19 protein-coding genes, 1 tRNA gene and 1 pseudogene are annotated in these 25493 nt (G+C 42.5%); 1 reads left to right on the top strand and 20 read right to left on the bottom strand.

Annotation, left to right across the window (positions count from 1 at the left end):
* Positions 1–533: 533 nt before the first annotated feature.
* Positions 534–1442, bottom strand: coding sequence for a hypothetical protein (locus HMPREF9389_RS10460; RefSeq protein WP_002927724.1), 909 nt, complete (start codon positions 1440–1442; stop codon positions 534–536).
* Positions 1443–1701: 259 nt separating this feature from the next.
* Entirely contained in the window at positions 1702–2067 is a 366-nt protein-coding gene (locus tag HMPREF9389_RS10455) for a winged helix-turn-helix transcriptional regulator (RefSeq protein WP_002927730.1), read from the bottom strand.
* Between the two features lie 128 nt (positions 2068–2195).
* Between HMPREF9389_RS10455 and HMPREF9389_RS10450 the strand changes: the two genes are divergently transcribed.
* Positions 2196–3227 carry a zinc-binding alcohol dehydrogenase family protein gene (locus HMPREF9389_RS10450; protein WP_002927733.1) on the top strand — a complete coding sequence of 344 codons (1032 nt, stop codon included), beginning with the start codon at positions 2196–2198 and terminating at the stop codon, positions 3225–3227.
* Between the two features lie 318 nt (positions 3228–3545).
* Here the strand turns inward: HMPREF9389_RS10450 and HMPREF9389_RS11460 are convergent.
* From HMPREF9389_RS11460 to hrcA, 18 genes and pseudogenes are all read right to left on the bottom strand, one after another.
* Positions 3546–4036, bottom strand: a pseudogene (locus HMPREF9389_RS11460) (transposase); the annotation flags it as partial.
* A 262-nt stretch (positions 4037–4298) separates the two neighbouring features.
* Positions 4299–5180 (bottom strand): class II fructose-bisphosphate aldolase, encoded by an 882-nt coding sequence (locus HMPREF9389_RS10445; RefSeq protein WP_002902377.1) that lies wholly within the window; start codon positions 5178–5180, stop codon positions 4299–4301.
* 177 nt (positions 5181–5357) lie between these two features.
* Positions 5358–5443: transfer RNA gene (locus tag HMPREF9389_RS10440), tRNA-Leu, on the bottom strand.
* A gap of 144 nt (positions 5444–5587) precedes the next feature.
* Entirely contained in the window at positions 5588–5998 is a 411-nt protein-coding gene (locus HMPREF9389_RS10435; RefSeq protein ID WP_002927738.1) for a GyrI-like domain-containing protein, read from the bottom strand.
* A 70-nt stretch (positions 5999–6068) separates the two neighbouring features.
* Positions 6069–7682: a CTP synthase gene (locus HMPREF9389_RS10430; protein ID WP_002927741.1), complete on the bottom strand. Its 1614-nt coding sequence runs from the start codon at positions 7680–7682 to the stop codon at positions 6069–6071.
* A gap of 197 nt (positions 7683–7879) precedes the next feature.
* Positions 7880–8566: a B3/4 domain-containing protein gene (locus HMPREF9389_RS10425; protein WP_032906129.1), complete on the bottom strand. Its 687-nt coding sequence runs from the start codon at positions 8564–8566 to the stop codon at positions 7880–7882.
* A gap of 120 nt (positions 8567–8686) precedes the next feature.
* Positions 8687–9277 carry a DNA-directed RNA polymerase subunit delta gene (gene rpoE / locus HMPREF9389_RS10420; RefSeq protein WP_002898937.1) on the bottom strand — a complete coding sequence of 197 codons (591 nt, stop codon included), beginning with the start codon at positions 9275–9277 and terminating at the stop codon, positions 8687–8689.
* 185 nt (positions 9278–9462) lie between these two features.
* Positions 9463–10746, bottom strand: a complete 1284-nt coding sequence (gene tig / locus HMPREF9389_RS10415) for a trigger factor (RefSeq protein ID WP_002927751.1) — start codon at positions 10744–10746, stop codon at positions 9463–9465.
* A gap of 79 nt (positions 10747–10825) precedes the next feature.
* The gene (locus HMPREF9389_RS10410) at positions 10826–11389 is read right to left on the bottom strand and encodes a TIGR01440 family protein (protein WP_002927754.1); all 564 of its coding nucleotides are present in this window, start codon (positions 11387–11389) and stop codon (positions 10826–10828) included.
* Between the two features lie 12 nt (positions 11390–11401).
* Complete coding sequence (locus HMPREF9389_RS10405; RefSeq protein WP_002927765.1) at positions 11402–11884, bottom strand: ECF transporter S component; 483 nt, start codon at positions 11882–11884, stop codon at positions 11402–11404.
* The gene (locus HMPREF9389_RS10400) at positions 11874–12635 is read right to left on the bottom strand and encodes a bifunctional hydroxymethylpyrimidine kinase/phosphomethylpyrimidine kinase (RefSeq protein WP_002927767.1); all 762 of its coding nucleotides are present in this window, start codon (positions 12633–12635) and stop codon (positions 11874–11876) included. The genes HMPREF9389_RS10405 and HMPREF9389_RS10400 overlap by 11 nt, the downstream gene beginning before the upstream one ends.
* Positions 12625–13374 carry a tRNA pseudouridine(38-40) synthase TruA gene (gene truA / locus HMPREF9389_RS10395; protein ID WP_002927769.1) on the bottom strand — a complete coding sequence of 250 codons (750 nt, stop codon included), beginning with the start codon at positions 13372–13374 and terminating at the stop codon, positions 12625–12627. Before truA ends, HMPREF9389_RS10400 begins: the two co-directional genes overlap by 11 nt.
* Positions 13375–13629: 255 nt before the next feature.
* Positions 13630–19443, bottom strand: a complete 5814-nt coding sequence (locus HMPREF9389_RS10390; protein WP_002927770.1) for an SIALI-17 repeat-containing surface protein — start codon at positions 19441–19443, stop codon at positions 13630–13632.
* 320 nt (positions 19444–19763) lie between these two features.
* Complete coding sequence (gene dnaJ / locus HMPREF9389_RS10385; RefSeq protein ID WP_002905343.1) at positions 19764–20897, bottom strand: molecular chaperone DnaJ; 1134 nt, start codon at positions 20895–20897, stop codon at positions 19764–19766.
* A 137-nt stretch (positions 20898–21034) separates the two neighbouring features.
* Positions 21035–21667 carry a DJ-1/PfpI family protein gene (locus HMPREF9389_RS10380; protein WP_002927772.1) on the bottom strand — a complete coding sequence of 211 codons (633 nt, stop codon included), beginning with the start codon at positions 21665–21667 and terminating at the stop codon, positions 21035–21037.
* A 227-nt stretch (positions 21668–21894) separates the two neighbouring features.
* Positions 21895–23724 carry a molecular chaperone DnaK gene (dnaK, locus tag HMPREF9389_RS10375; protein WP_002927774.1) on the bottom strand — a complete coding sequence of 610 codons (1830 nt, stop codon included), beginning with the start codon at positions 23722–23724 and terminating at the stop codon, positions 21895–21897.
* 137 nt (positions 23725–23861) lie between these two features.
* Positions 23862–24398, bottom strand: coding sequence for a nucleotide exchange factor GrpE (grpE, locus tag HMPREF9389_RS10370; RefSeq protein ID WP_002927775.1), 537 nt, complete (start codon positions 24396–24398; stop codon positions 23862–23864).
* 35 nt (positions 24399–24433) lie between these two features.
* Complete coding sequence (gene hrcA / locus HMPREF9389_RS10365) at positions 24434–25468, bottom strand: heat-inducible transcriptional repressor HrcA (protein ID WP_032906132.1); 1035 nt, start codon at positions 25466–25468, stop codon at positions 24434–24436.
* Positions 25469–25493: the final 25 nt, after the last annotated feature.

Raw genomic sequence — 25493 nt, forward strand, 5'->3', positions numbered from 1 at the left:
CTATCTCCCCTATCGTAAGGAATAGCAACATTTTATTTTTGACTGCAAATATTCTAAATCCTTACTTTCTACACCTTCTCAAGGTTATTATTACAGAAGGCTTTATACCAACCTATTATAGTCCAACAAAAAATAGAATGCAAGCGTTTGCCTATAGAGCATGAAATTGAAAATTTCTCTCTTAAAATAATACTTTTAATACAAACTTCTGGTTTAATAGTTTCCTTAAAACACCAAAAAACCTACCCTTGCGGGCAGGTTTCTGTTTTGTAATGTTCAGCTAGATTAAGCTTTACCTTCTGAACATAAATCATTTATTTACTATACTTCCTCATACACTAAAAAGAGCTATATTCAGGTATTCTTCTACCCACACTGTATTAGAAATATGCTTCATTATTCCCTTTAGTTCTTAAAAAAGTGTGGCAAAATAGGGGCAAAATCTTAGGTTGAATTTGCCATAAATCCTAGTATAGACAGCAGAAATTTGGAGAATATTTAATAAGCTTTTTTTGCAGTGAATATGAATCATACTAACAAACTGGAACTCTTCCTATAAAACAGAATTTTATAAGATCTTTAAATACCTTTTGTTCTTTAGTGCTAGATAAATAAAGATCTAAATCATGCTTTCTATATTCGACTACAGCTTCTTCGAAATCTCTATAAAAACCATGTGATGACAATTGGACATCAGTGTTATTCAGAACGGATACTAATAGACTATAACAATTAGAATGATTTCTTAGCTTAAGAGGTAAAACATTCTGAGAAAAATTCTCCTCATATTCGATAATTTCTGATTCTGAAGGATAAATTACATCTTGAAGAAATTTACTATTATTATATAGCCAAAATCTAGCTTCATCAATCCCTCTAGCCTTAACGATAGACAAAAGAAACTTGTCTAGTAGTTGAATATTATCATACCCTATGATATCAATTATTTTTTTCAAAGTTCGATATCTAATTTCAGGAGGTAAAACAGAGAACAATGTCAAGATATTTTTGTCTGTTTTTAAATTCAGACTATATTTCAAAAAATATTGTACAAATAAATAAGAAAATAAATCCCAAATGGAGTCTTCGGCTATAATCAATTCATCTACATTAGCATTCGATATATTTGCTGTATGAGTGTATTTATTGCCTAATTTTCTTAACCTATCTATAGTTTTTTCAAAATCCTTGACTAGTCGTTTATCTACCTTTTTATACCTTTCTGTTACTTTAAACTTTTCATTTTTCTCATGAGTAGTTATATCTCCCAGATTCATGGGTTCTCCTGCTCCCAAGTTCAAAAATTTGCGAACTAATAACTCTGTCAATTTTCTGAGTAATATTATCCTACTTCCCATACTGATAGTTGAATAATATATATCTGCAATTAAATCAGATAAAACTAATTCATAATCGTAATTTTTAAAAGGAGCAATTGCCATAATTTGACCTCTCTAAAATGGTATATAGTAAGACTCTAATACCATAAAATTGCAGAAGGATGTGCTTATTTTTTCTTACTAACTCAGACTCTTTTGACAAGTTTATTGGCTTGATATCTAATAATACTTTATCTATGGATAGACAAAAGATATATCATACTTAATTATTTGTAATTTAATATGAGGAATTTGTTCTCAAAGAGTATATTTTTCAATTAATTTATTAAACTAGAGGGCATTTAGTCGTGTTGAGAGAAATTTATTTATCAACAGGAAGCTCGTTACCATTTTTAAATAAAATTTGATTATATTTATTTCCCCATCTATTCATTTCAACTACTACTGGTTCTAAAGTTCTTCCAAGTTCAGTTAGTGTATACTCTGTTATCGGAGGCATGATAGAGTAAATATCTTTATGAATAATTTTGTCCAACTCCAATTCTTTAAGTTGCAACGCTAACATCCTTCTAGAACAACCGGGCATTAATTTTTCTAATTCGCCAAATCGACAAATTTCATTATTTAATAAGTGAAATAATATTACGCACTTCCATTTGCCAGAAATTACTTGGAGAGTGGTTTCTACTGGACATCCATTAGCACAATCATAAATTTTTCTTACCATAATCTACCCATCTTTCTATCTTAAGTTACTAAAATATCACTAGTTACAAAAACTTCAATATTGTTATTTTGCAGTATTTGTCTATAATTAACATTATACCAAATAAAATAAGGAAAGGAAATTGAACTATGGCAACTATGAAAGGGGTCGGATTATACAGATATTTACCTATTGATGATAAGAGAAGTTTTGAAGACGTTGAGTTAAATAAACCTTTTGCTAAAGGAAAGAACTTACTTGTTGAGGTTAAAGCGATTTCAGTAAATCCAGTAGATTATAAAGTTAGATCTCCAAAAAGTAAAGTCGAAGAATCCCCGAGAATCTTAGGATGGGATGCTTCAGGAATTGTCTCAGAGGTAGGGGAAGATTGCGAGTTGTTTTCTGTTGGCGATGAGGTATTCTATGCGGGAGATTTAACAAAATCGGGGTCCTATGCTGAATATCAACTTGTAGATGAGCGTATTGTTGGGAAAAAACCAAATACCTTATCTTTTGAAGATTCTGCGGCCTTACCCTTAACTTCCTTAACAGCATATGAGGGTTTATTTGAAAAATTAAAAATCCCATTTGATAAAAGCAAAAATTATACTAAGAGTATATTAATCATCGGAGCAAGTGGTGGAGTAGGATCAATAGCTTGTCAGTTAGCTCATAATGTTGGGTTAACTGTTATTGGAACTGCTTCCAGAGATGAAAGTAAAAAGTGGGTTTTGGAGCATGGAGCTGAATTTGTAATTAATCATTTTGAAGATATGGATAAAGAGCTTAATGAAATTGGATTCTCAACAGTTGATTACATTTTCTGTTTAAATAATACTGAAAAGCATTGGGATTTTATGGTAAAAGCTATTAAACCTCAAGGAAATATCTGTTCTATTGACGAAACTAAAGAAAAAGTCAATTTGTCTGCACTACAGTCTAAAGCAGTTAGTTTTTCATGGGAATTTATGTTTGCAAAATCAATGTGGCAAACAGAAGATTTGATTAGTCAACATTATATTCTTAATCAAATTGCAGATATGATTGATAATGGAGAGCTAAAAACGACGGTTACAAAAAGATTATCTCCAATGAATTCAATAAACATTAAAGAGGCTCACAGGCTTCTAGAAACCGGTCGAACCATAGGAAAAATTGTTATCAGCAATTCAAAAGAGTGAAAAATTAGAATTAATTAATGGAGAAAGAAAGAATAAATAGATATAATGAGTCTCGTGTAATTAAAGATAGCATAGTAAAGCAATAGGTCCGTGAATTTTCCAAGAACAGATTTGGCTTTTATTTCATAGAAAGGGATATTCCCCGAAAAAGTAAAATGATTGTCAGCATTACCTGTCTTAAACTTGTAAAATTACCTTGATATAATAAAAATGGAGTAAGCAAATGTAAGAATTTGCCACATTATTTTTAGTGCCTCTATCTGCAATTTTATTTATTGCCTGTTCTAACCAATCAAGTAATTCTTTAGATGGTGAACACTATAGCCAATTGAAACAAGAACAAGACAAAAGAGCCTCGAAAAAGTATTACAACTTGATAATACCTTTTTGAGGTGTTTTTTGATATGAGCTCATGTTTTCTCAATAGGATTGTACTCAGGTGAGTAGGGAGGAAGAGGTAAAAGTTTATGCCCAAACTCTTCACATAAGAGCTCCAGCTTATCCATTCTATGGAATCTTGCATTATCCATAATAATAACTGATGGTGTATTCAATTTTGGTAGGAGAAACTTCTGAAACCAAGCTTCAAAAAAGTCGCTCGTCATCGTCTCTTCGTAAGTCATTGGAGCGATTAACTCACTATTTGTTAGACCTGCAACCAAAGAAATCCTCTGATATCTTCTTCCAGACACTTTACCTCCTATTAACTGACCTTATAATGAGCGACCGTATTCTCGATAAAAATAAGTATCGAATCCCGTTTCATCAATATAAACAGGTGCTAAGTGCTTTAAACTATTAAATTTTTTGAAAGTTCTATCATTCATTTAGCCACTCTGTATTCCTAAAAATTAGATGTTCCAATTTACTTTGGGAAAGACAGTGATTTCCTTTGAAAACAGGCGTAAAGCTGTTATATTCGTTCGCCAAGGGTAGTCTTAGAATCATTGTAAAAAATTACATTCGTTTAGCAACTTTGGATGTAGTAGTCTTAAGTATATTCTCTATAAAAGCAAACACAAAAAAACCTACCCTTACGGGCAGGTTTCTGTTTTATATGGTTAAGCTAGATTAAGCTTTACCTTCTGAACCGAATACGTCGATACGTTCTTCAACTGATGCTTGGATGGCTTTTACACCGTCAGCCAAGAATTTACGTGGGTCGAAGAGTTTCTTCTTGTCGTATTCTGCTTCGTTTGCTTCGTAGTCGCGAGCGAATGCACGAGTTGCATTAGCGAATGCGATTTGGCATTCAGTATTAACGTTAACTTTCGCAACACCAAGTTTGATAGCTGCTTGGATTTGGTCATCAGGAATACCTGAACCACCGTGCAATACGATTGGGAAGCCTGGAAGAGCTTCTGTCAATTTCTTCAAGTGGTCAAGATCAAGACCTTCCCAGTTTGCTGGGTATGGACCGTGGATGTTACCGATACCAGCTGCCAAGAAGTCGATTCCAGTTTCAACCATTGCTTTAGCGTCTTCGATTGGAGCCAATTCACCTTTACCGATGATACCGTCTTCTTCACCACCGATAGTACCAACTTCAGCTTCTACTGAGATACCTTTAGCGTGTGCTTTTTCAACGACTTCCTTAGCCAATTTAAGGTTTTCTTCTACTGGAAGGTGTGAACCATCAAACATGATAGAAGTGTAACCAACTTCGATACACTCAAGTGCATCTTCGTAGTGACCATGGTCCAAGTGAATCGCAACTGGTACAGTGATGCCCATTGATTCTACAAGGTTAGCGATCAAGTTGCGAGCAACTTTGTAACCACCCATGTATTTAGCAGCACCCATTGAAGTTTGAATAAGCACTGGTGCTTTCTTAGCTTCTGCCGCACGCAAGATAGCTTGAGTCCACTCAAGGTTGTTTGTGTTGAATCCACCAACTGCGTAACCATTGTCACGAGCTGCTTGGACAAATTTTTCTGCTGAAACGATTGCCATTCTTATCAGGCCTCCTCTTATTTTTTGTGGTTAAACCACTTACATTGTTTATTTTATCACTTTTTCACTAAAATTGCTAGTTTTTCCTGAAATTTTAAAGAATTACAGGGAGACACTCAGCCTTTTTAAGCGTCTCTAGTGGAAAAAGAAAAAGCTGACCGAAGCCAGCTTACTTGATGCGGAGAGAGGGACTTGAACCCTCACGACCTAAAGCGGTCACAGGATCCTTAGTCCTGCGCGTCTGCCAATTCCGCCATCCCCGCGATTGAGTACCTTACTAGTATAACAGGACAGCTAAGGCTTGTCAAGAAAATTTTTGACTTTATTTCAAAAAATCAACTTTCTACTCAATCAACAAATCTAAAAAATCTAAGCGAAAATGAAGCTAAGGCAGAAACACAGAAAACTCAGTGCTGCTGAGTCGCAACAAAGACAGCCACCGTTTGGTCGGGATCATATTTTTCAAAGTCAATAGTGTAGTCCCGATGAAGCTCACCTGTTTCTTCTGCCTCCCAAATCCTCTGCCAAGCATGAAGAACCGCTTGAGGATCCTCCTTATCCGCTTCAAAAACTTGATAGGTCTGCTCGGATGTGTCAAAATCATAGACTTCCTCATCTGTCAAACGGCAGATAGAGAGACTGTAGTCTCCTTTGTAATCACTGGCATAGTCATGATAGACAGCATAGACCGGTTCCCCTTGGACAAAAGCTTCTTTCACAGCTCCCTCTTGTTCCTGCCAGAGAGCTTGGATTTTTTCTATACAATGCTCATCTTGAAAATTATTAGTACGAATACTAGCTAAAATGTTTAGAAACATCTTCTTCCCTCCTTTTGCTATTCATTATAACATTTCTCTAGAAAAGCCGCTTAGGTTAGACAAAGCAAGTCTATCTATCCGAGCTCTTTTCTACCGCTGCTGTGACAAATGCCGTATAAAGACCTTCAGGTCGGTTCGATCGGCTGGAAAGCTCTGGGTGATACTGACAAGCAACGAAGAATTTGTTTTCTGGGATTTCTACTATTTCGACCAAGCGATTATCTGGTGAAACTCCTGAAAATACAAATCCGGCTGCCTCAAACTGCTCGCGAAAAGCATTGTTAAACTCATAGCGATGACGGTGACGGCGCTGCACGACTTCTTGATGGTCGTAAGCTGCTGCTGCCTTAGAGCCACTCTTAAGCTTAGAAGGATAGAGACCCAATCTCAGCGTTCCACCCAAGTCTTCGACATCAATCTGATCTCGCATGAGGTCAATAATCGGAAATGGTGTGTCTGGATTGAGCTCCGCTGAGTTAGCATCTGACAGACCTAGGACGTGACGGGCGAATTCGACACAGGTTAGCTGCATGCCCAAGCAAATGCCCAACATAGGCACATCCTGCTCACGTGCATATCGGATTGCCTGAATCTTACCCTCAGTTCCTCTCTGACCAAAGCCGCCCGGAACGATAATCCCATCCGCACTTCCAAGAAGCTCTGCGGCGTTTTCGGCAGTTACCTGATTCGCATCAATCCAGTCAATCTTAACCTCCGCATCATTGGCATAGCCGGCATGCTTGAGCGCTTCGACAACTGAAATATAGGCATCTGGCAACTCGACATACTTGCCGACCAGAGCAATACGGACCTGCTTTTCCAGACTCATCACTTTCTCTACCATGGCTGACCATTCAGTCATATCCGCTGCCGACACATCCAGCTTCAGATGGTCACAGACGATTTGGTCCATCTTTTGCGCCTGCAAATTGAGAGGAATTTGGTAAAGATGCTCCACATCTAGCGACTCAATGACCGCCTCCGGCGCCACATCACAGAATTGAGCCAGCTTATTTTTGATATTTTGTCCAGCCGGCTTCTCTGTGCGGATGACCAGCATATTAGGCTGAATCCCCAGACCTCGCAGCTCTTTGACAGAATGCTGAGTCGGCTTGGTCTTCATTTCGCCAGCCGCCTTGAGATAGGGCAGGAGGGTCGTATGGATATACATGACATTGTCTGCTCCGACGTCCGACTTCATCTGGCGCAAAGCTTCTAAAAAAGGAAGAGACTCGATGTCGCCCACTGTGCCACCGACCTCTGTGATAATCACATCCGAGTCCGTCGTCCGTGCTGCTCGCTTGATCTTGTCCTTGAGAGCATCTGTAATATGCGGAATGACTTGGACCGTCGCCCCCAGATACTCGCCTTTACGCTCCTTGCGCAGGACTTCGCTATAGATTTTACCAGTGGTGACATTGGAGTATTTATTGAGATTAATGTCAATAAAACGCTCATAATGCCCCAGATCCAGATCCGTCTCGGCTCCATCATCTGTGACAAACACTTCCCCATGCTGGTAAGGGCTCATGGTACCGGGATCAATATTGATATAAGGGTCAAATTTCTGAATTGTAACCTTGAGACCGCGATTCTTCAAAAGCCGACCCAAGCTGGCTGTCACAATCCCTTTCCCGATAGAAGAAACCACACCGCCGGTGACAAAAATATATTTAGTTGACATACGTGCTCCTTTTCATAAAACTATTCATTCCAGCAACCACGTCGTTGCTGGAAACTTATCTAGAGGAGGATTTTCCATAATCTGTCTGAAAAAGAAAAATAGCTCCCTGAACACAGGAAGCTCTGACCTCTAAAAGAGGTGCCCGAACAGTATCATATCGCAAACCTAAAAAATTGTCAAATGATTTCATTCGGTTTTCATCCATTTTCAGCAATACTGATGACATGTGTTTCGAATTCTAAATCGGGCATAGACTCTGCTAAATCGTGTCGGATTCGTTCCAAGGCTTCCAGACGCATTTCGACAGAGGTATTGGCATTCCCCTGAATGATGAAAATGGCATCCTTGGTCTCTTCATCAAACTTATAATACTCACTGTCACGAACATCCAGCCAAGCCAAAATGCCCTTGGCATCCCGATAGACATAGTCCGTCTTGGCAACATGCTTCTCCTTGGACAAAATAGGCAGAAAAACATCTTCCTTTTGGCTTACGGTGAATTCTATCTGATCTTCAATCTTGTCAAAATCATGCCCTCCAATAGCCAGTAGGGAATGCAGGGCTTCAACGTTATAAATATCAATAATGCTATTAATATGAGGGAGCGAGCCTCGGTGCTGGATATTGCGAATCAGCGCGGGAACCGTCGGAGGATTTTTCTTGACACTGCGACCTACGCGCTGGAGTATTTCTATATAACCTTGAACCACTGGCGACTCAAGCACCTCATCCAAGTCACAGGCCAGAGCCCAGTCTTCCATTTCCTTTTTCTTTTTTAGAAATGAGGAAGACAGTTCTGCCTGCGGATTGACATTCTTGGCAATCCCGATTACAACACTCTTAATGCCTAAATCACCCAGACTCTTATCAATGACAAATTTCATAGCAGCATACCTCCATCTTTTCTTCATTAAATTTTATTAGTATTCTACACCTTCCGAACTTATATTTCAAGGAATATTAAAAGAAACAAGGGACGAAATCCCTTGTTTCTTTTGGTTGATTTATTCTTCCTCTTCGGTCTCCGTATCTTCATCAGAGTAGTCGTCATCTTCTTCGTTGAGTTCGACTTCTTCACCTAGATCATCTGGAGCAATTTCGTTGATTTCAGCATCGTAAGCTTCCACTTCGTTCTTCTCATCGTCTGGATTTTCCTCATCGTATGAGAGAGCCGGATCTGCTTCGTAGCCGTCCTCATCTTCTGGATCGTCATCGCTGTAGTCAATGGCATCCTCGTCGCCATCCATAAAGGCATTAACGCGTTTCTTCTTGCGTTTCTTAGGTGCATCATCCTCATCAGTCTCTTCCAAGGCGATGATTTCTTCATCCACTTCGTCGATAGCATACCATGAACGCAGGCCCCATTTATTATCTCCCAGCGGAATAAAGCTGCCGTCTACATTGAGTTCTGTGTAGAATAAAGGCAGAGCATCACGAATCTCACTGTTTGATTTTTCCAGATAGTTTTGAATTTCATTGACCAGATCATTAAAATACATCTCATGGTCGCGGCCGCGGGCTTCCAAAATGGCACGCGCCACTTCAATCATAGAAAGCTCACTTTTTTCCTGTCCAGCAAATACTTCTAATTCCAAAGTTGATCTCCTTTAAGATTAAGTAAAGGCTTGTCGCCCTCTTGCAATTTTTCGCTACTTTCTATTGTACGATAAATTTCTATTTTCGTCAAAAGAAAATCCAGGAAAAATCACGGAACAAGTACAAAAAGAAACTAGTGCATCTGTACACTAGTTTCAAATGATCTCATTTTGAATGATGAAATTTATTTCACTTTCGCAGTGCTTGTAATCACTTCAACAGCTTTCTTGATAGCAATGTCGTGTTTCAGCATGTCTTCTGACAGCAATTGACGAACACGTTCTACTTCCATGTTGTAGTCTGTAGCCAATGAAGTTACTTCTGCTTCGATTTCTTCTGCGCTAGCTTCAAAACCTTCTGCCTTAGCAACAGCTTCTACGACAAGGTTTGTCTTAGTGCGTGACTCAGCATCTGCTTCGTATTGCTTGTGCAGGTCTTCCTGACTAGTACCAGTGATTTGGAAGTACATGTCAGGTGAGATTCCTTGGCGTTGCATATTGCCCAAGAATTCATTAACTGCACGGTGTACTTCTTCGTGGACCATTTCCGCTGGCAAGTCAACGATTTCCGCGTTTGCTACTGCTTGATCAATAGCTGCTGCTTCTACCGCATCGTTATAAGCTGTTTCCTTAGCTTCTGACAATTCTTTGCGGTACTTTTCTTTCAGCTCGTCAAGTGTTTCAACTTCTTCGTCGATATCTTTTGCAAGTTCATCGTCCAATGCTGGAACTTCTTTTTCTTTAACTTCATGAATAGTTGTCACAAACTTAGCTTCCTTGCCTGCCAAGTCTTCTGCTTGATAGTCTTCTGGGAAGGTTACGACAACGTCCACTGTTTCACCTGCACTGTGGCCAACCAACTGCTCTTCAAATCCTGGGATGAATTGACCGCTGCCAAGTCCAAGTGAGAAGTTATCGCCCTTGCCGCCGTCAAATTCAACGCCGTCAACAGATCCAACAAAGTCAATCACAACTGTATCACCGTCAGCTGCTGGACCTTCTTTGAGAACCAACTCAGCCAAGTTGTTGCGCTCACGCTCAATGCGCTCATCTACTTCAGCGTCAGTCACTTCTTTAGTAGCTTCAACAGTTACTTCCAAGTCTTTGTATGCACCTAACTTAACTTCTGGCTTAGTGACTACTTCAGCTTTGATGACCCAGTCTTGGCCTTTTTCCATAGACTCGACATCAAACTGAGGCTGAGCAACTACTTCGATACCTGCTTCTTTGACAGCAGCTTCGTATGCTTCTGGAAGAAGAGCGTTCAAAGCATCTTGGTAGAGGGCTTCTTCACCAAAACGTTGGTTGAAGATAGCACGTGGAAGGCGACCTTTACGGAAACCTGGTACAGCAATATCTTTTTTTACTGAGTTAAATACACGGTCCAAGGCAGGCTTGATTTTCTCTTGACTGATGCTAAAAGTCAAAAGACCGCGATTTGTTTCTTTGTTTTCAAATGATACAGACATTCTGTCATTTCTCCTTAAAATTTATTGAATACAACCCATTATAGCATAATTAGAGTTTTTTTCAAAATTATTTTTCCTTTTATCCCTTCCTGATTTTATCCTCTATATAGGCCGCTCTGGCGCCGCCAATTAGCTTGGGACGGCTGGCTAAAGCCGTGACATGAGCAGCCCCCAACTCCTTGAGAATCGGTCGGATAGGAATCTGCACGTGCTTGACATGCATGCCGATGGCAGTATCGCCAATGTCCAGCCCCGCCTGAGCGACAATAAACTCCACCTCGACAGGATCCTTCATGTATTGGAAAGCTGCTAGCTGACCGCTGCCTCCAGCATGAAGAGTAGGCAGAACATTGACAATTTCCAAATCCTTCTTGTTTGCCAAGGCTCTTTCGACTACGAGGGCACGGTTGAGATGCTCACATCCCTGAACTGCTAGAAAGATACCCTTCTCTTCTAAGATATCCAGTATGGCTTTGACAATAACCTGTCCAACTTCCAGACTGGAATTCTGACCGATATGGCCTCCGACAACCTCACTAGAGGATAGACCCAGAACAAAAATATCTCCCTCGACCAAGGCAGCCTTGTCCAAAACATCTAGAACAATCTGACGAGTTTCTGCTCCAATCTTAGCTAAGTCCATGTCTCACCTCGTTTATTTCACTGTGACTGTCTTTTTCAAACTCTCTGGGAAGGCTTTGTAAAGGGCAAAACCGACTGCTAAACCAAATGCATTCTGCATAAAATTGCCCAAGATTCCAGCCAGACCTGCTCCGACGCCATTCATGATACTGTCAAAGAGGGCGTAGCCACCGACCATAGCTACTGTAGCCAAGACCAGCCCAAGGTAGCGTTTCTTGCCCTCAAAGCCAGCAAAGAACCCTTGAAGTCCGTGGCAAATCAGGCTGAAAATCATCCACTGGGGATAGCCGGCAATCATATCAATCAAAAAGCCTGAAAGGCCTCCGACAATAGCCGCTTCCTTGCGGCCAAAGTAGAAGGCAGTAAAATAAATCCCTGCATCCAACAAGGTCAAAAAGCCAGTCGCCGTTGGGATTTTCACAAAATTCCCCAAAAGCACAGACAGTGCTGTGATGAAAGCTAAGAACACTAATTTTTTAACTTGATTATTTCTCATACTGAACTACCCCATATTGATCTGAGCGCTGAATCGCTCGGTAAACAAAATCTTTAGACAATTGAACTGCTGCAAGTGGAGACTTGCCTAGAAGCAGCTGACTGGCAATGCTGGAAGCAAATGTGCAGCCCGCTCCGGTATTGTTGCTGGCCAGCACTGGCGATTCAATGACCTCAAACTCTCGGCCGTCATAGTAAACATCCACCGCCCGCTCCTTGCTCAAGCGATTGCCACCCTTTATCACTACATGCTTGGCTCCCAAATCATAGAGCTCCTTGGCTGCAGCCTGCATATCCTTCAGACTTTTGATTTCTTTTTGGGTCAATAGCTGAGCTTCTGCCAGATTTGGCGTAATGATGCTGACATGAGGGAAAAACTTGATGATTTCTTCTCTCAGCGCACTGACTTCCAAGTCATGATTTTCCTTGCAGACCAGAACAGGATCCAGCACAACTGGTATATCCGCATGCTGCTTGACAAAAGCCAAAGCCTGCTCTGCTATTTCCAGATTGGGTAAAAGTCCTATCTTAATAGCAGAAAAAGGAATATCCTTGAGACTGGCTAACTGCTGGGCAAAAACCTCTTCCTCAACTGGAATGACCTCAAATCCCTTGTCGGTCATAGCCGTCAGGCAAGTCACAGCTACGAAACCATGCAGACCATTGACCGTATAGGTAGCCAAATCAGCATGCAGCCCGCCGCCGCTGAAAATATCATTGCCCGAAAGGGCTAAAATCAACTTATTCTTCATAACGAATCTCCTTTAGATAGAGGCCGTTTGGACCGGCTGTCGGCCCTGCCAAATAGCGGTCTTTCTCCTCTAAAATCCTCTGAATCTGCTCTACCGGCATGCGCTTATTGCCAATCTTGAGCAGAGTGCCGACCATATTGCGGATCTGCTTGTAGAGAAAGCCATTGCCTGAAAAAGTAAAGACCAGAAAATTGCGCTCTGCATCATAGCGGACCTTGGCCTCGGTAATGGTCCGAACCTTGTCTTCCACGCTGGTTCCCGAAGCCGTAAAACCAGTAAAATCATGCGTCCCCTCTAACTGAGCAATCGCTTCTTCTATCAGACCCAGCTCCAAAGGATATGGATAATGCGTGGCATAATGGCGCATCATAGGATTTTTAGGCCGGCCGATGTCCACCAAAAATTCATAGGTCTTGCTGTGCTTATTGTAGCGAGAATGAAAATCATCCGACACCTGCTCCACCCTGATAAAATCAATATCTTCCGGCGTCTGTGTATCCAAAGCAAAACGCAATTTCTCTTCATCCCGCTCTTCTGGTAAATCAAAATGCAGCACCTGGCCCAGAGCATGGACGCCGCTGTCGGTTCGGCCCGCTCCATGAATCACCACAGGCTGGCCTTTATTGATACGGGTCAGGGTCTTTTCAATCTCTTCCTGAACGCTTCTGGCATGGGGCTGTCGCTGAAAACCAGCAAAGTCATAACCATCATAGGAAATAATAGCTTTATAACGTGTCATGTGTTTATTTTAGCAGGAAAAAAAGCCCCCAGCAAGCCCTAAAAGCAGGAACTGTCTGGGGACAGATTTTTTGAAAAATATCGTTTAAGAATCAGGTTTTTTTCTGTTCCGGCTTGCCATCATGCAACAAAATAACCCATCTGAATCAGACTGTCAGTGACAACACAAACAGAGCTAATTCAAATGGGTTATTTATCGCATATTTCTAAAGGGCATTATTTGCAGTTACACATGCAGCAAATCTGACATTTTGACTTAAGAACCCCAAATGGAGTTTTCATCCATAAAGCTGTTGGTGTTCTTCAGCAACTGCGTAAAGATAGCATACTTGAAGTCCTTGGTTGTGCGTTCATCGACACGAGACTTCTTCAGATCCTTGTCAACAGCTTCTGCAAAGCCAGCTTTCAGCTCTTCATAAGTAGTATAGACTTTTCCGTTGATCGTCACTGGCTTAATACCTGAGGTTTGTGCTTTGTCCACAACTTTTCTGAAGTAAGCTTTCTTGAAGGCTTCCATGGTTTCGAATTCGCCTTCAGAAATTTGCTTGATGATAAAGTTGTCGCTCAAACCAGTCACACCTTGCTCATTGGCAGTCTTACGGTGTTTATTGGAAGCATAGCTTACAAAGCCTTTTTCATAGCCATAGTAACCCCAGATTCTGAAGGTATTATGCTTGAACATCAAGGCGCCTGGCGCTCCAGTATTGTTTTGGCCGCCACCATAGATACCCGTCATAAAGTCAATAGCAATGTAACTAGAGTCATAGTCGGCAGGATTATAAGTTCGATTGTCAACTGCACGGTTAGACAGCAAGCCTTGGTCAACCAAGTCATCTACAGATGAAACTGACATGGCTGCTTTCTCCTCTGCCGTCAACTCTCTTACGACGTCGTATTGAGTCCGAGCATCTACAACCTTCGGTTCAACCTTCTTGAACCATTTAGCTGCTGCTTCATTTCCTTTGGCAACAACGGCTTGTCCTTCAAGGTAATCCAGCAGCATGAGGGTGTCATTATAACCCTTCATGTAATGGTCAATGTCTGCTCGGTTCTTGAAGAGACTTGGCGAGCTATTGAAAATGAGACTACCATCATTTGGACGTTCAAAGGCCATATTGAGACCCAGAGCACCCCAGCCCGGCTGATCAGGAACAGGTGATTGGAGCATACCTTGGGCATAGCCTTCTGGTCCGATCCCTTGTCGTCTGCCATGTCCGCCCAGATAAATATCTCTGTCATTGACGTGGGTAAGCTCGTGCGTGAAGACGGACACACCGTATTCCGTCAAGAGGTCAAAGGCCTCGAAGTTCACACGGATTGAACCAGCAGCATGGGCACCATAGCCATTTGACTTGTACCAGCCACCAGCTCTGCCGCCAACTAGGTTAAAGAACTCGCGGGATGGTGCATAAGGATTGCCCTTATTATCATTTCCGTTGACATCAATCCAGCCACGTCCTTCTACATCAAAACCATCCCATACAGCCGTTACATTTTGCTTGACCATTCTGGACTTGATATCATCTGAGAGAAGCTTGTACCAAGTGTCTACGTGATTTCTATGCTGGGTCGCTACTTCCTTGATGCGCGCATTAAATCGTTCATCAGACCATGACCGGCGTTTATCTCTGTTGACAAAGGCCATCGTGCTATAGTTTGACAGAATAGCTAAACGCGTATTCTTCAAGGTTAGCAGCGGAAGGATATAGTTGCTGAAATATTCAGAATTGAGGTTATCAAAGACGCGATACTTAGCAGACTTGATCTCCTCGACTTCTGACTGGCGTTCTTCAAACTGAATAAAGCCTCGAGTTGCATCCTTGAACCAAGTATCCATGTCCGCAAAGTCAGTCAGCAGGCGTCGGTTGTAATCCAAGTAAGCCACCAAATCACTAGACTTGGACTCAGCCTTCAACTGACGTGCAAACATATTGACATTGTCTGCTCCTTTCAGTTGATTTTCTGTCGAACGACCAATCTTAATCAAGCGATCTAGCAATGGTACTTTTTCACCATAGAAGTCTGGTTTGAAGAGCACCAGCTCCTTGAGGTTGTAATCGCCAAACTTGAGATCGTAATAACGGTTGAGGTAGATCAGACCGAGCATGATAGCGGTCTTGTTCTCTTCGATTTTAGCTTTCAGAGCTTCATTGGCTGCTGGATTGTCAGCATGGAATCTTGTCCATTCATTAGCCAAGAGCTTACCAAGCATATCCTGCAAGTTGGCTTTCACCTCAGCCAGAGATTCATCCAAGAAGAGGCGCTTGACTTTATTGACCTTGTCATTATCATTCGGAAGGCCAACTGAACGATAGACTTCATCGCTATAGAGCTCAAAACTCTTCAAGCTCTCTGTCAGCTGAGTCAGCAAGTCTTCTTTGACTGCGGTTGAGTGATTTGGAGTATAGACTGTACCAAGCTCTGCGATTTGATATTCTGGCAGGGCAGTCTGCTCAAATCGTGCTTGATTTTGAAGATTGTAGATGATCTTGCTTCCGTCTGCAAAGTGGACTAAGATCTTATCTGCATCCGTTCCACCAGCAACAAACTGGTTGCCCTTCAGTGCTTGAACAGATAGAACTTTCTTAGTCAACAGGTCGCCCGCCTTACCAGCGTCCACCAGCTTGTTGGCCTCATGAATCAAGAATTCTTGATTGTAGAAAGGCATAAAGCGTTCTAGGTTCTGATAAAGCTGTTCATTTTCTGCCTTGTACTCTGGCTTATCTTGATAAGTACTTGTTCTCAGGATAGCAGCATTTAGCTTCTCAGTTGTTACTTCATTTGCGCTGGTTTGCTCAAGAGCCGTAATCTGATAGCTCTTGACTTTTTGCTCAGCTTCTGCTTCTGTCAAGCGACGGAACTTGGCATCTTTACCTGTCTTGGTTCCAGAGCTTTGTCCCTGAACACCAAAGAGGTTTTGGAGTTTTTGTCCCATCCAAGCATCGGTAATCTCATTATCTGAGCTAAAGAGCTCTTTTCCGTTCACTACGGTGGCATAGCTGACAGTGTCATTGATAGTTCCATATGGCCAAATGGAAGCAGCGATACCAGCTGAATTTCTTGAGCCTGCATCCTCTAACTTACCTTTGGCAACCGACTGCATCAATCTACCCCAATTACCCCAGCCTGAACCTGAATAGTCAGTGAAGTTTTGAGCGACCAGCATACCTGCATTTTGGCCACTCTTGACCCAAATATCCGCTTCAACGTAGGCTCGTTTCACCAAGGACATGGCGTTGGTTCCTGCGATACCGGCTGTAACAGAATTTCCACCCTTGGACTTAATCTGACCCTTAAAGGAGACATTTTCAACGCGAGATTGGCCTTCTATATTGTTAACCAAACCGGCAATATGGTCTCTTCCTTCCAAATATCCTTGGACATTGACGTTTTCGATTACTCCTTTATTCTTCAAGCGGGCAGCAATTGTCGCAATTGTATCGCCCGCTTGCGAATCTGGATAAACCATATTGACCCGCTTAAAGTCAATATCCTTGACCGTTCCGCCAGTAATCGTATCAAATAGAGGATGCGCCAAGTCTAAAATTGCATGGCGCTCGCCATTTTGACCACCAATCAGCTGGCCTTTGAATTCACCTTGCAGGTAAGACTTGCTGTTGGCAGGTTTGTCAATCAGTTTGGCACTGATACTGCGGCCCAAAATAAAGGTTCCAGAAGGATCTTCCTTGATACCGTCCAAAAGATCTTGGAAGTCATAGTAGACATTTCCTTCCCGCTTCTTAGCCTTTTCCAGATAGAAATCAAAGCTGTTTTGAAGACCAGTTGCGCTTCTTTGCAGCAAGTCTGGCAGCTGAGCCTGAATCTTAAAGACAGGCTGGTTATCAACGACCACTTCCTCAATAGAGGTAACTGGCAGGACAGTGTCCTTGAACTGGTCGGATGTAAAGTGCAGGTAATATTGATCCAGATTTGCTGGTTTTTCAGCCAGAGTAGGCATCAATTTTGTCTGACCATTTTCAACTTTCATCAAGGCGACATTAGTAATGGACTTGAGCTCCACCTTCTTCAGGTCCAGCTGGACTGTTTCTTGAGCTAATTCTTGACTTTCAGGGCCATTTCCTAAGTCATAGGACAGAGTCGTCTCAATCTTATAAGGTGTATAGTAGTCCAAACCAGTGAAGTTGGCTGCTAGTTGGCCTGCAGCCAAGTTCTGCTCTGCTATCAGCTGGCCATCCTTCTTCAGACGAACATGAGCATTAGTAAAGGCTTGATCTCTGTCCGTTAGCTGGTATTGGACCTGAACTGATTTCTGCAATTCATCCTTCTTAACTGCTGAAACAGTCAGAGTCGGGGCTGCTTTAAGGGCCAATAAGTCAGCTAAAGCCTGCTTGAGTTGGTTGACACCCGCATCTACTTCATCTTGACTCGACGAAGTTTGATAAACCGTCGCAGCCATATTCTTAATTGCCTGCAGCTGTTGATAGGATTGATTGGTGTAAACGGCTGGATCCACAGCCGCTGCTAAAGCTAGCTGCTTGCTCAATTCTTCTTTATTGATGCGAGCCTTGCTGCCTCGAGTGACCACTGTATCAACTGCTTCATGCAAGATTCTTTCAGTTGTTCGTGGTTCTGATATGCGATTACCATCTAAGGTTTCATAGCTGGTTACAATTTCTTTTTGGCCTAGAGTTCCTTCGACAGTAGTCTCTTCATCAAGATACTTGCTATCATCTGTCTTGTGAACAACTTGAGGCTCAATCGTTTCTAGCTTGATGTCTGTATGCAGACTAGGCAGTTCTGGCTGAACTGTTGATTCGCCGTTAACGCCACCTGTGTATTCTGGGAGGGCGGGCTGGACCGGAGCTATGTCTCCTGCTGTACCTACCGGAGCAGTGTAGGCTGGAAGTTCTTCTTGAACTGCTGATTCTCCATTAACATCACCTGTATATTCTGGTAAAGCGGGCTCGACCGTTGCTGTATCGCTAACTACACTTATCGGGGCTGTGTAGACCGGATTTTCTGCTTGAACTGCTGATTCCCCATTAACGCCGCCCGTGTATTCTGGCAAAGCGGGCTCGACTGGAGCCACGTCGCTAACTGTAGCTATTGGAGCATCATAGACTGGATTGTCCGCTTGAACTAGCGATTCACCATTAACACCGCCCGTGTATTCTGGCAAAGCTGGCTCTACCGGGGCTGTATCTCCTGCCGTTCCTTCCGAAATTGTATAGCTAGGATTTTCTGCTTGCACAGTTGATTGTCCATTAACGCCGCCGCTATACTCTGGCAAAGCTGGCTCTTGTAAGCTTTCCCCTTTTGCCGTCTCTGTAGTTGGATTTGGTGGCTGAGGAGCTGGAAGCTTCCCTGATTGCCCTGAATCATTTGCAGCAGGGTTCAGCTGATACAGCAACCCTGCCTGAGCAGCTCGATCAATAGAGTCAGAGTCCTCTTTTGAAGCTTCTGATAATTCTGCTTGCCCTTGAGCTTCTTGACTAGCTGACAGGGAGGCCGGCTTGCTTCCTGTCAAAGCCAGCAAATCAGAAGCGGTAAAGTAACCGATATAGTTATAGCCTGCAATGGTCACATCCGCTTCAGAGACTGCTGACGAAACCGCAACTTGACGATTATAAGAAAGCAATTCCCGATTTTCTAGCGCAAACGCTTGAGGAGACTGTAACACAGTTTGTCCCAAGCTACCTAGCAAAAGCACTCCTAGTAACTTACCAGATTTCTTACGTGAGAATACCAAGACAGCCAAAATAGCAGTTCCCGCAAATAAGCCGAGAAGCGGCTGACCGTTATTTCCTGTACTCGGCAAGACAGTTTGCCCATCTTGCTTCCGATAAATCAAGTAATAATTTTCCCCTGTTTGCAGATTTTCAGGCAGACCTTTCTTAATCAGCCCTTTTTCCTGCTCTGTTAGCTCTTGCTCTTCGACATAGCTATAGTGAGCAGTCGCACCGCCTCCTACTTCATCTGCAGCAACTGTCGAACTGGACAAAGAGCTCCCAAAAATCAGAGCTGCAATGGCAACTGAGCCCACACCGACAGACAATTTGCGAATCGAATATTTCTGAATTCGCTCCTGTACTTTTTCAAAACGTTTCACTTTATAAATCCCCTTTTTCCTAAAATGTATAAAGTTAATCTCCCATTATCTTCCTAACCAACTCCCCAGCAGGCTAAAAAGATGCGTTTTATACATATAGTATTATCATATATCTTTTAGGAAATTTTTACAATAGATTTTACTTAAAAAAACAATTAATTTTTGTAAGAGTAAATAGAGAAAATCTCTTTACGCTTTTTATTGTGAATTTCTTTTAATTAAAAGGCTGATTAGAGCTGCTCTCTTACTTGACTACATTTGCCAAATGTCCTTCTAGAAAACATAAAAAGAACAGCATTAGGCTGCTCCTTTTTATATGATTACAAATCTTCCAAGGCATCTTTCATTTTGTCGAAGAAGCCTTTTTTCTTAGGATTGACCGAGATATTGCCAGCTTCCGCAAATTCTTTGAGGGCCGCTTTTTGACGGTCGTTGAGGCCAGTCGGTGTCACGACATTGACAGTAACATACTGGTCACCCATGCTTCCACCACGCAGACTCGGTGCTCCCTTGCCACGCAGACGGAAACGCTTGCCAGTCTGTGTTCCTTCTGGGATATTCAGCTCCACATCCCCGTGAACAGTTGGAATATCCACACTGTCACCAAGAGCTGCTTGGACAAAGTTGAGATTGAGCTTGTAGTAAATGGTAGAGCCATCTCGCTCAAACTTATCGCTCGGCTCAACTTGGACCACAACATAAAGATCACCATAAGGGCCGCCATTAAAGCCTGCTTCACCTTGACCAGACAGACGGACCTGCTGACCAGTTTCCACACCAGCTGGGATTTTCACCTTAACGCTGTGAGCCTGTTTTTCATGACCCGTTCCGTGACAGGTTTCACAAGGACTTTTGATTTCTTTTCCTCGGCCATGACAGACATCACAGGTCACTTGCCGACGCATCATGCCAAGCGGTGTCTGGGTATCAACATTGATGACACCTGAGCCATGGCAGCGACCACAGGTAACAGGGCTAGTTCCTGGCTTAGCACCAGACCCGTCACAGGTACGACAAGTCGCTTCGCGGTTATACTTGATTTCCTTCTCAGCTCCGAAAATGGCTTCTTCAAAGCGGAGATTTACACGATACTGAAGATCATCCCCTTGGCGCGGAGCATTAGGATTACGCGAAGCGCCACCACCAAAGAAGCTGGAGAAGATATCTTCAAAGCCGCCAAAGCCGGAGCCATCAAAGCCACCGAAGCCGCCTGCACCACCGCCAAAGCCACCATTAGCTCCCGCTGCACCGTATTGATCATAGGCTGCCCGCTTTTGCTCGTCGCTCAGCGTTTCATAAGCCTCTTGGACTTCTTTATATTTGTCCTCCGCCCCAGCTTCCTTATTAATGTCGGGGTGGTACTTTTTAGATAATTTCCGATAGGCTCTCTTGATCTCATCCTGAGAAGCATTCTTAGAGACACCTAGACGGTCGTAATATTCTGTATTGTTCATGTAAGATACCAAGACCGTAAAATTCGACTGAAAAATAGGAAATCGGGCGACGGAGCGATGCTCCTAGGCTGATTTCTCTTTTTTCCGAGAATTTAGGTCGGGTTCAGTTCCTTTCTTTAAATTTTAGAAAATATTGATCAGAGGGTATTTTCAAATTCATGCTTCATTTCAGCAAACTCTTCTTCTGATAAAGTGAATATCAAGTCCTCTTCCGAATACTGATTCCGTTCTTTAAAATAGTTGTCAGCATTATCTACCAAATCTAGACTAAGAATCACTTTTCTTGCAAACGCTTGATATGCAAAGCCAACAGCTGTAATGATGTTTTGATCTTGCAGAACAGCTTGAGCTTTGAAATTTTCACGCGGAAGAAATTCAAAATAGTCAAAGAAATTTTGCCAAATCCCACCAGTAAATTTAGTATCCTTCAATAAACCTGCTTTCGCCAATAAAATGGGCGCTGATGAAATAGCTGCAATTAAAACTTCTTGCTGCTTCAAACTTCTTAGGAAAGAAATCAATTTTTCATCATGCAAAGCAGGGACAATAGTTATCATTCCTGGCAAAATCACACAAAAATAGTCTTCGATAACTACTTCATCCAGTGTTCTAGTAGGTTGACAGGGAAGTCCATCTTCCGACGTTATAATATTTCTATCTGAACCAGCATAATCAACCTCAACACCAAAAGATAGAGCTAAAGTACTGGTCAGACTAACTACTTCACAAAGTGAAAAATTAGGATAAATTAAACAGAGCACTTTCTTCATAAGCGTCACCCTCTAGTTTAGCGAAAAACAGAGGCTGGGTTGCAACCTCTGGATTTCTTCCTATCATTACGACGTGAAATTTTCAAAACAATATTTTTCGAAAAATTTTTGACGCGGTAGCTGATTGGATTTTAGGTTCGTCTTTCAGACTCCTAAAAATCCTAATCATCCTCGCGGGGGTTCGACTACGAACTAAAAACTTTCAATTTTTAGTTCTGTCTCACCGCCTATTTCTCCGTAAACTCTCCGTCTACGACATCATCATCCGCCTTGGTTGAGCCTGTGTTTTCAGCTCCTTCTGCTCCCGCTTGGGCTTGTTGAGCAGCTGCAGCTTGCTCGTAGAGTTTCACTGCCAGTGCTTGAGCTTTTTCGTTAAGAGCTTCCAATTTCGCTTTCATGTCGTCCAAGTTATTAGCTTCTTGCGCTTTCTTAAGTTCATCAAGAGCAGCTTGGGCAGCGTCACGCTCTGTGTCGAAGCCTTTTCCTTCAGTTTCCTTGATAGTCTTTTCAGTCGCAAAGATAGCTTGGTCAACTTCGTTACGAAGGTCAACTTCTTCCTTACGTTTCTTATCTGCTTCAGCGTTCGCTTCTGCATCCTTCATCATGCGGTCGATTTCTTCGTCAGTCAGGCCGCTGTTAGATTGGATAACAATGTGTTGTTCTTTTTGAGTTCCAAGGTCTTTAGCCTTAACAGACACGATACCGTTCTTATCGATGTCAAAGGTTACTTCGATTTGAGGGATTCCACGAGGAGCAGCTGGAATATCTGTCAATTGGAAACGTCCCAGAGTCTTGTTATCTGCTGCCATTGGGCGTTCACCTTGAAGAACATGGATATCAACGGCTGGTTGGTTGTCTGCTGCTGTAGAGAAGACTTGTGATTTAGAAGTTGGAATTGTTGTGTTACGGTCGATTAGCTTAGTGAAGACGCCACCCATTGTTTCGATACCAAGTGACAATGGTGTTACGTCAAGAAGGACAACATCCTTAACATCACCAGTGATAACACCACCTTGGATAGCAGCACCCATGGCAACTACTTCGTCAGGGTTTACTGATTTGTTTGGCTCTTTACCAGTTTCAGCTTTAACAGCTTCTACAACAGCTGGAATACGAGTTGAACCACCAACCAAGATTACTTCGTCGATTTCTGACAAGCTCAAGCCTGCGTCAGAAAGAGCACGGCGAACTGGTTCTTTAGTGCGCTCTACCAAGTCACGAGTCAAATCGTCGAATTTAGCACGAGTCAAAGTCATTTCCAAGTGGAGAGGTCCAGCGTCGCCAGCTGTGATAAACGGCAAGCTGATTTGAGTTGAAGTTACACCTGAAAGATCTTTTTTAGCCTTTTCAGCTGCATCTTTCAACCGTTGAAGCGCCATCTTGTCATTTGACAAGTCGATGCCGTTCTCTTTCTTGAACTCAGCCACCATGTGGTCGATAATCTTTTGGTCAAAGTCATCACCACCGAGTTTGTTGTCACCAGCAGTTGCCAATACATCAAAGACACCATCACCCAACTCAAGGATTGAAACGTCGAAGGTACCACCACCCAAGTCAAAGACCAAGATTTTTTCTTCTTTATCTTGTTTGTCAAGACCGTAAGCAAGTGCTGCTGCAGTTGGTTCGTTGACGATACGTTCTACTTCAAGACCAGCGATTTTACCAGCATCTTTAGTCGCTTGACGTTGTGCATCGTTAAAGTAAGCTGGTACTGTGATAACCGCTTTGCTTACTTTTTCACCAAGGTACTCTTCTGCATAGCCTTTCAAGTATTGCAGAATCATAGCTGAGATTTCTTGCGGAGTATATTCTTTACCGTTAGCAGCTACTTTTTCAGATGTTCCCATTTTTGATTTGATGGAAATGATTGTATCTGGGTTTGTCACTGCTTGACGTTTTGCCGCATCACCAACAATGATTTCACCATTTTTGAATGACACTACAGATGGTGTTGTGCGATTTCCTTCTGGGTTTGCGATGATTTTGCTTTCAGTTCCTTCAAGAACTGCAACTGCTGAGTTTGTTGTACCTAAGTCAATACCAATAATTTTAGACATATTTTTACCTCTTTTTACTTTAATTTTATTTTTGATACTCTTTGGTTCGCTTCGCTCACTATTGCAAAGCTGAACAATTTCTTATCTTTCTTCATAGTTTATTGTCGTTTCGGACAAGATTTTTCAAGTTTTCTAGCCTAGTTATAGACCACTACCATTGCTGGGCGCAGGATACGGTCATGAAGTTTGTAGCCTTTTTGGAAGACCTGCGCGATAGTGTCAGCTGGGTGCTCATCGTCAGCTGGAACTGTTTGAATGGCCATATGATAGTTATGGTCAAAAGCTCCGTCAGCTGGGATTTCTTCGATACCCTCTTCTTTGAGAGCATGAATCAAGCTTTCCTGCACCATTTCCAGTCCTTTTTTGACATCATCTGTCAGACCTTCAACGGCAAGTGCGCGCTCCAGATTATCTATCGAAGGCAAAATAGCTTTTGCCAAGTCCTGGCTGCGGTATCTTTGCAGCTGCTGGCGTTCTTCATTTGCTCGGCGCTGGATGTTCTGCATTTCTGCATGAGCACGGAGATATTTGTTTTCAAAATCTTCTGCCCGCTCATTAGCTAGTTCTAATTCTGATTTTTCAGGGCTTGCTGATTCAGCTTGTTCAGCTGTTTCTACAACTTCCTCTTTTACTTCCACATCTTCTGGATGTTCTTCTTGTTTATGTTTTGCCACAAGGCACCTCCTTTTTAGGAATATTTATATTATGTTTAATGGACTTCGTAGTGATTGCTGCTCAGATAGCGATAGAAGTCGGTCAGTTTCATGGTCAGCACGCGGTTGACGACATTCATCTGACTGACCAGTCGTTGGTAGTCAAGATTGACCGGACCGACAACTGCCAGCACTCCAAATCCTCGATAAGGAATCAGGAATTTGCTGGAAATTAGTGTCAAATCAGCCAAACAGTTTTCTCTACTGTCTGCCACGCGCACGCTTTGCATCTGATCTTCGGCCAAGCTGTCGCGAATTTCAAAGGCTACTTTCTGCGGGTCATCAAAAAACTGATAAGCCGTCAGGTCTGAGAATTCCAAGAGCTGAACCTTGCCAGACAGAATCACATTTTCCTTGAAAATATCACCAAAGATATGCTCAAAGAGCTGGATGACATTGTCCGTCGTAGTGAAATAGCGCTGGATAATCTGCGGAATTTCCGTCCGAATCTTGTAATGGATGTCCAGCACTGTCTGTCCCAAGAACCGCTCCCTTACTAGGCCTTTAAGCCTATCCAGGTCTTCTCTTAGGAAGTTGCGCGGAATCATAAACTGACTGGTAATGGTATTGGACTCATCCAAGGTGAAGACCGCCAGAGCCGTGTGCTGACTGAGCACAACGATGTCAAAAGCTGTCAAACGCTGCCGACTGGGTTCTACATCCAGTGCAACAACCGTGCATCCACTGAGCTTGGTTAAAAGGTCCGCTGCCTGTTGAAGAATGTCCTCCAAGTTGAAAAACTCATGATCAAAGGCTTTGATAACCTCATAAAGTTCATTCTCAGCGAGACGATCAAAGGACAGAGAATGCTTGACAAAGTACTGAAAACCAGCCACGCTAGGCTTACGGCCGCTGGACGTATGCGCCTTTTCCAGAAGTCCCTGCTTTTCCAAAGCCGCCATATCGTTTCGGATGGTGGCACTACTGGAATTGATAGAATCCTGCAGGGCTTTGGAGCTGACCGGCTCGTGAGTCTTGGTAAAGATATCAATAATCAAATTCAAAATCTCATTTTGACGCTCCGTGACCACGGCATCACCTCCAATCAAGATTCTG

The sequence above is a fragment of the Streptococcus sanguinis SK355 genome (assembly GCF_000212855.1).
In the GTDB taxonomy this organism is placed as follows: Bacteria; Bacillota; Bacilli; order Lactobacillales; family Streptococcaceae; genus Streptococcus; species Streptococcus sanguinis_A.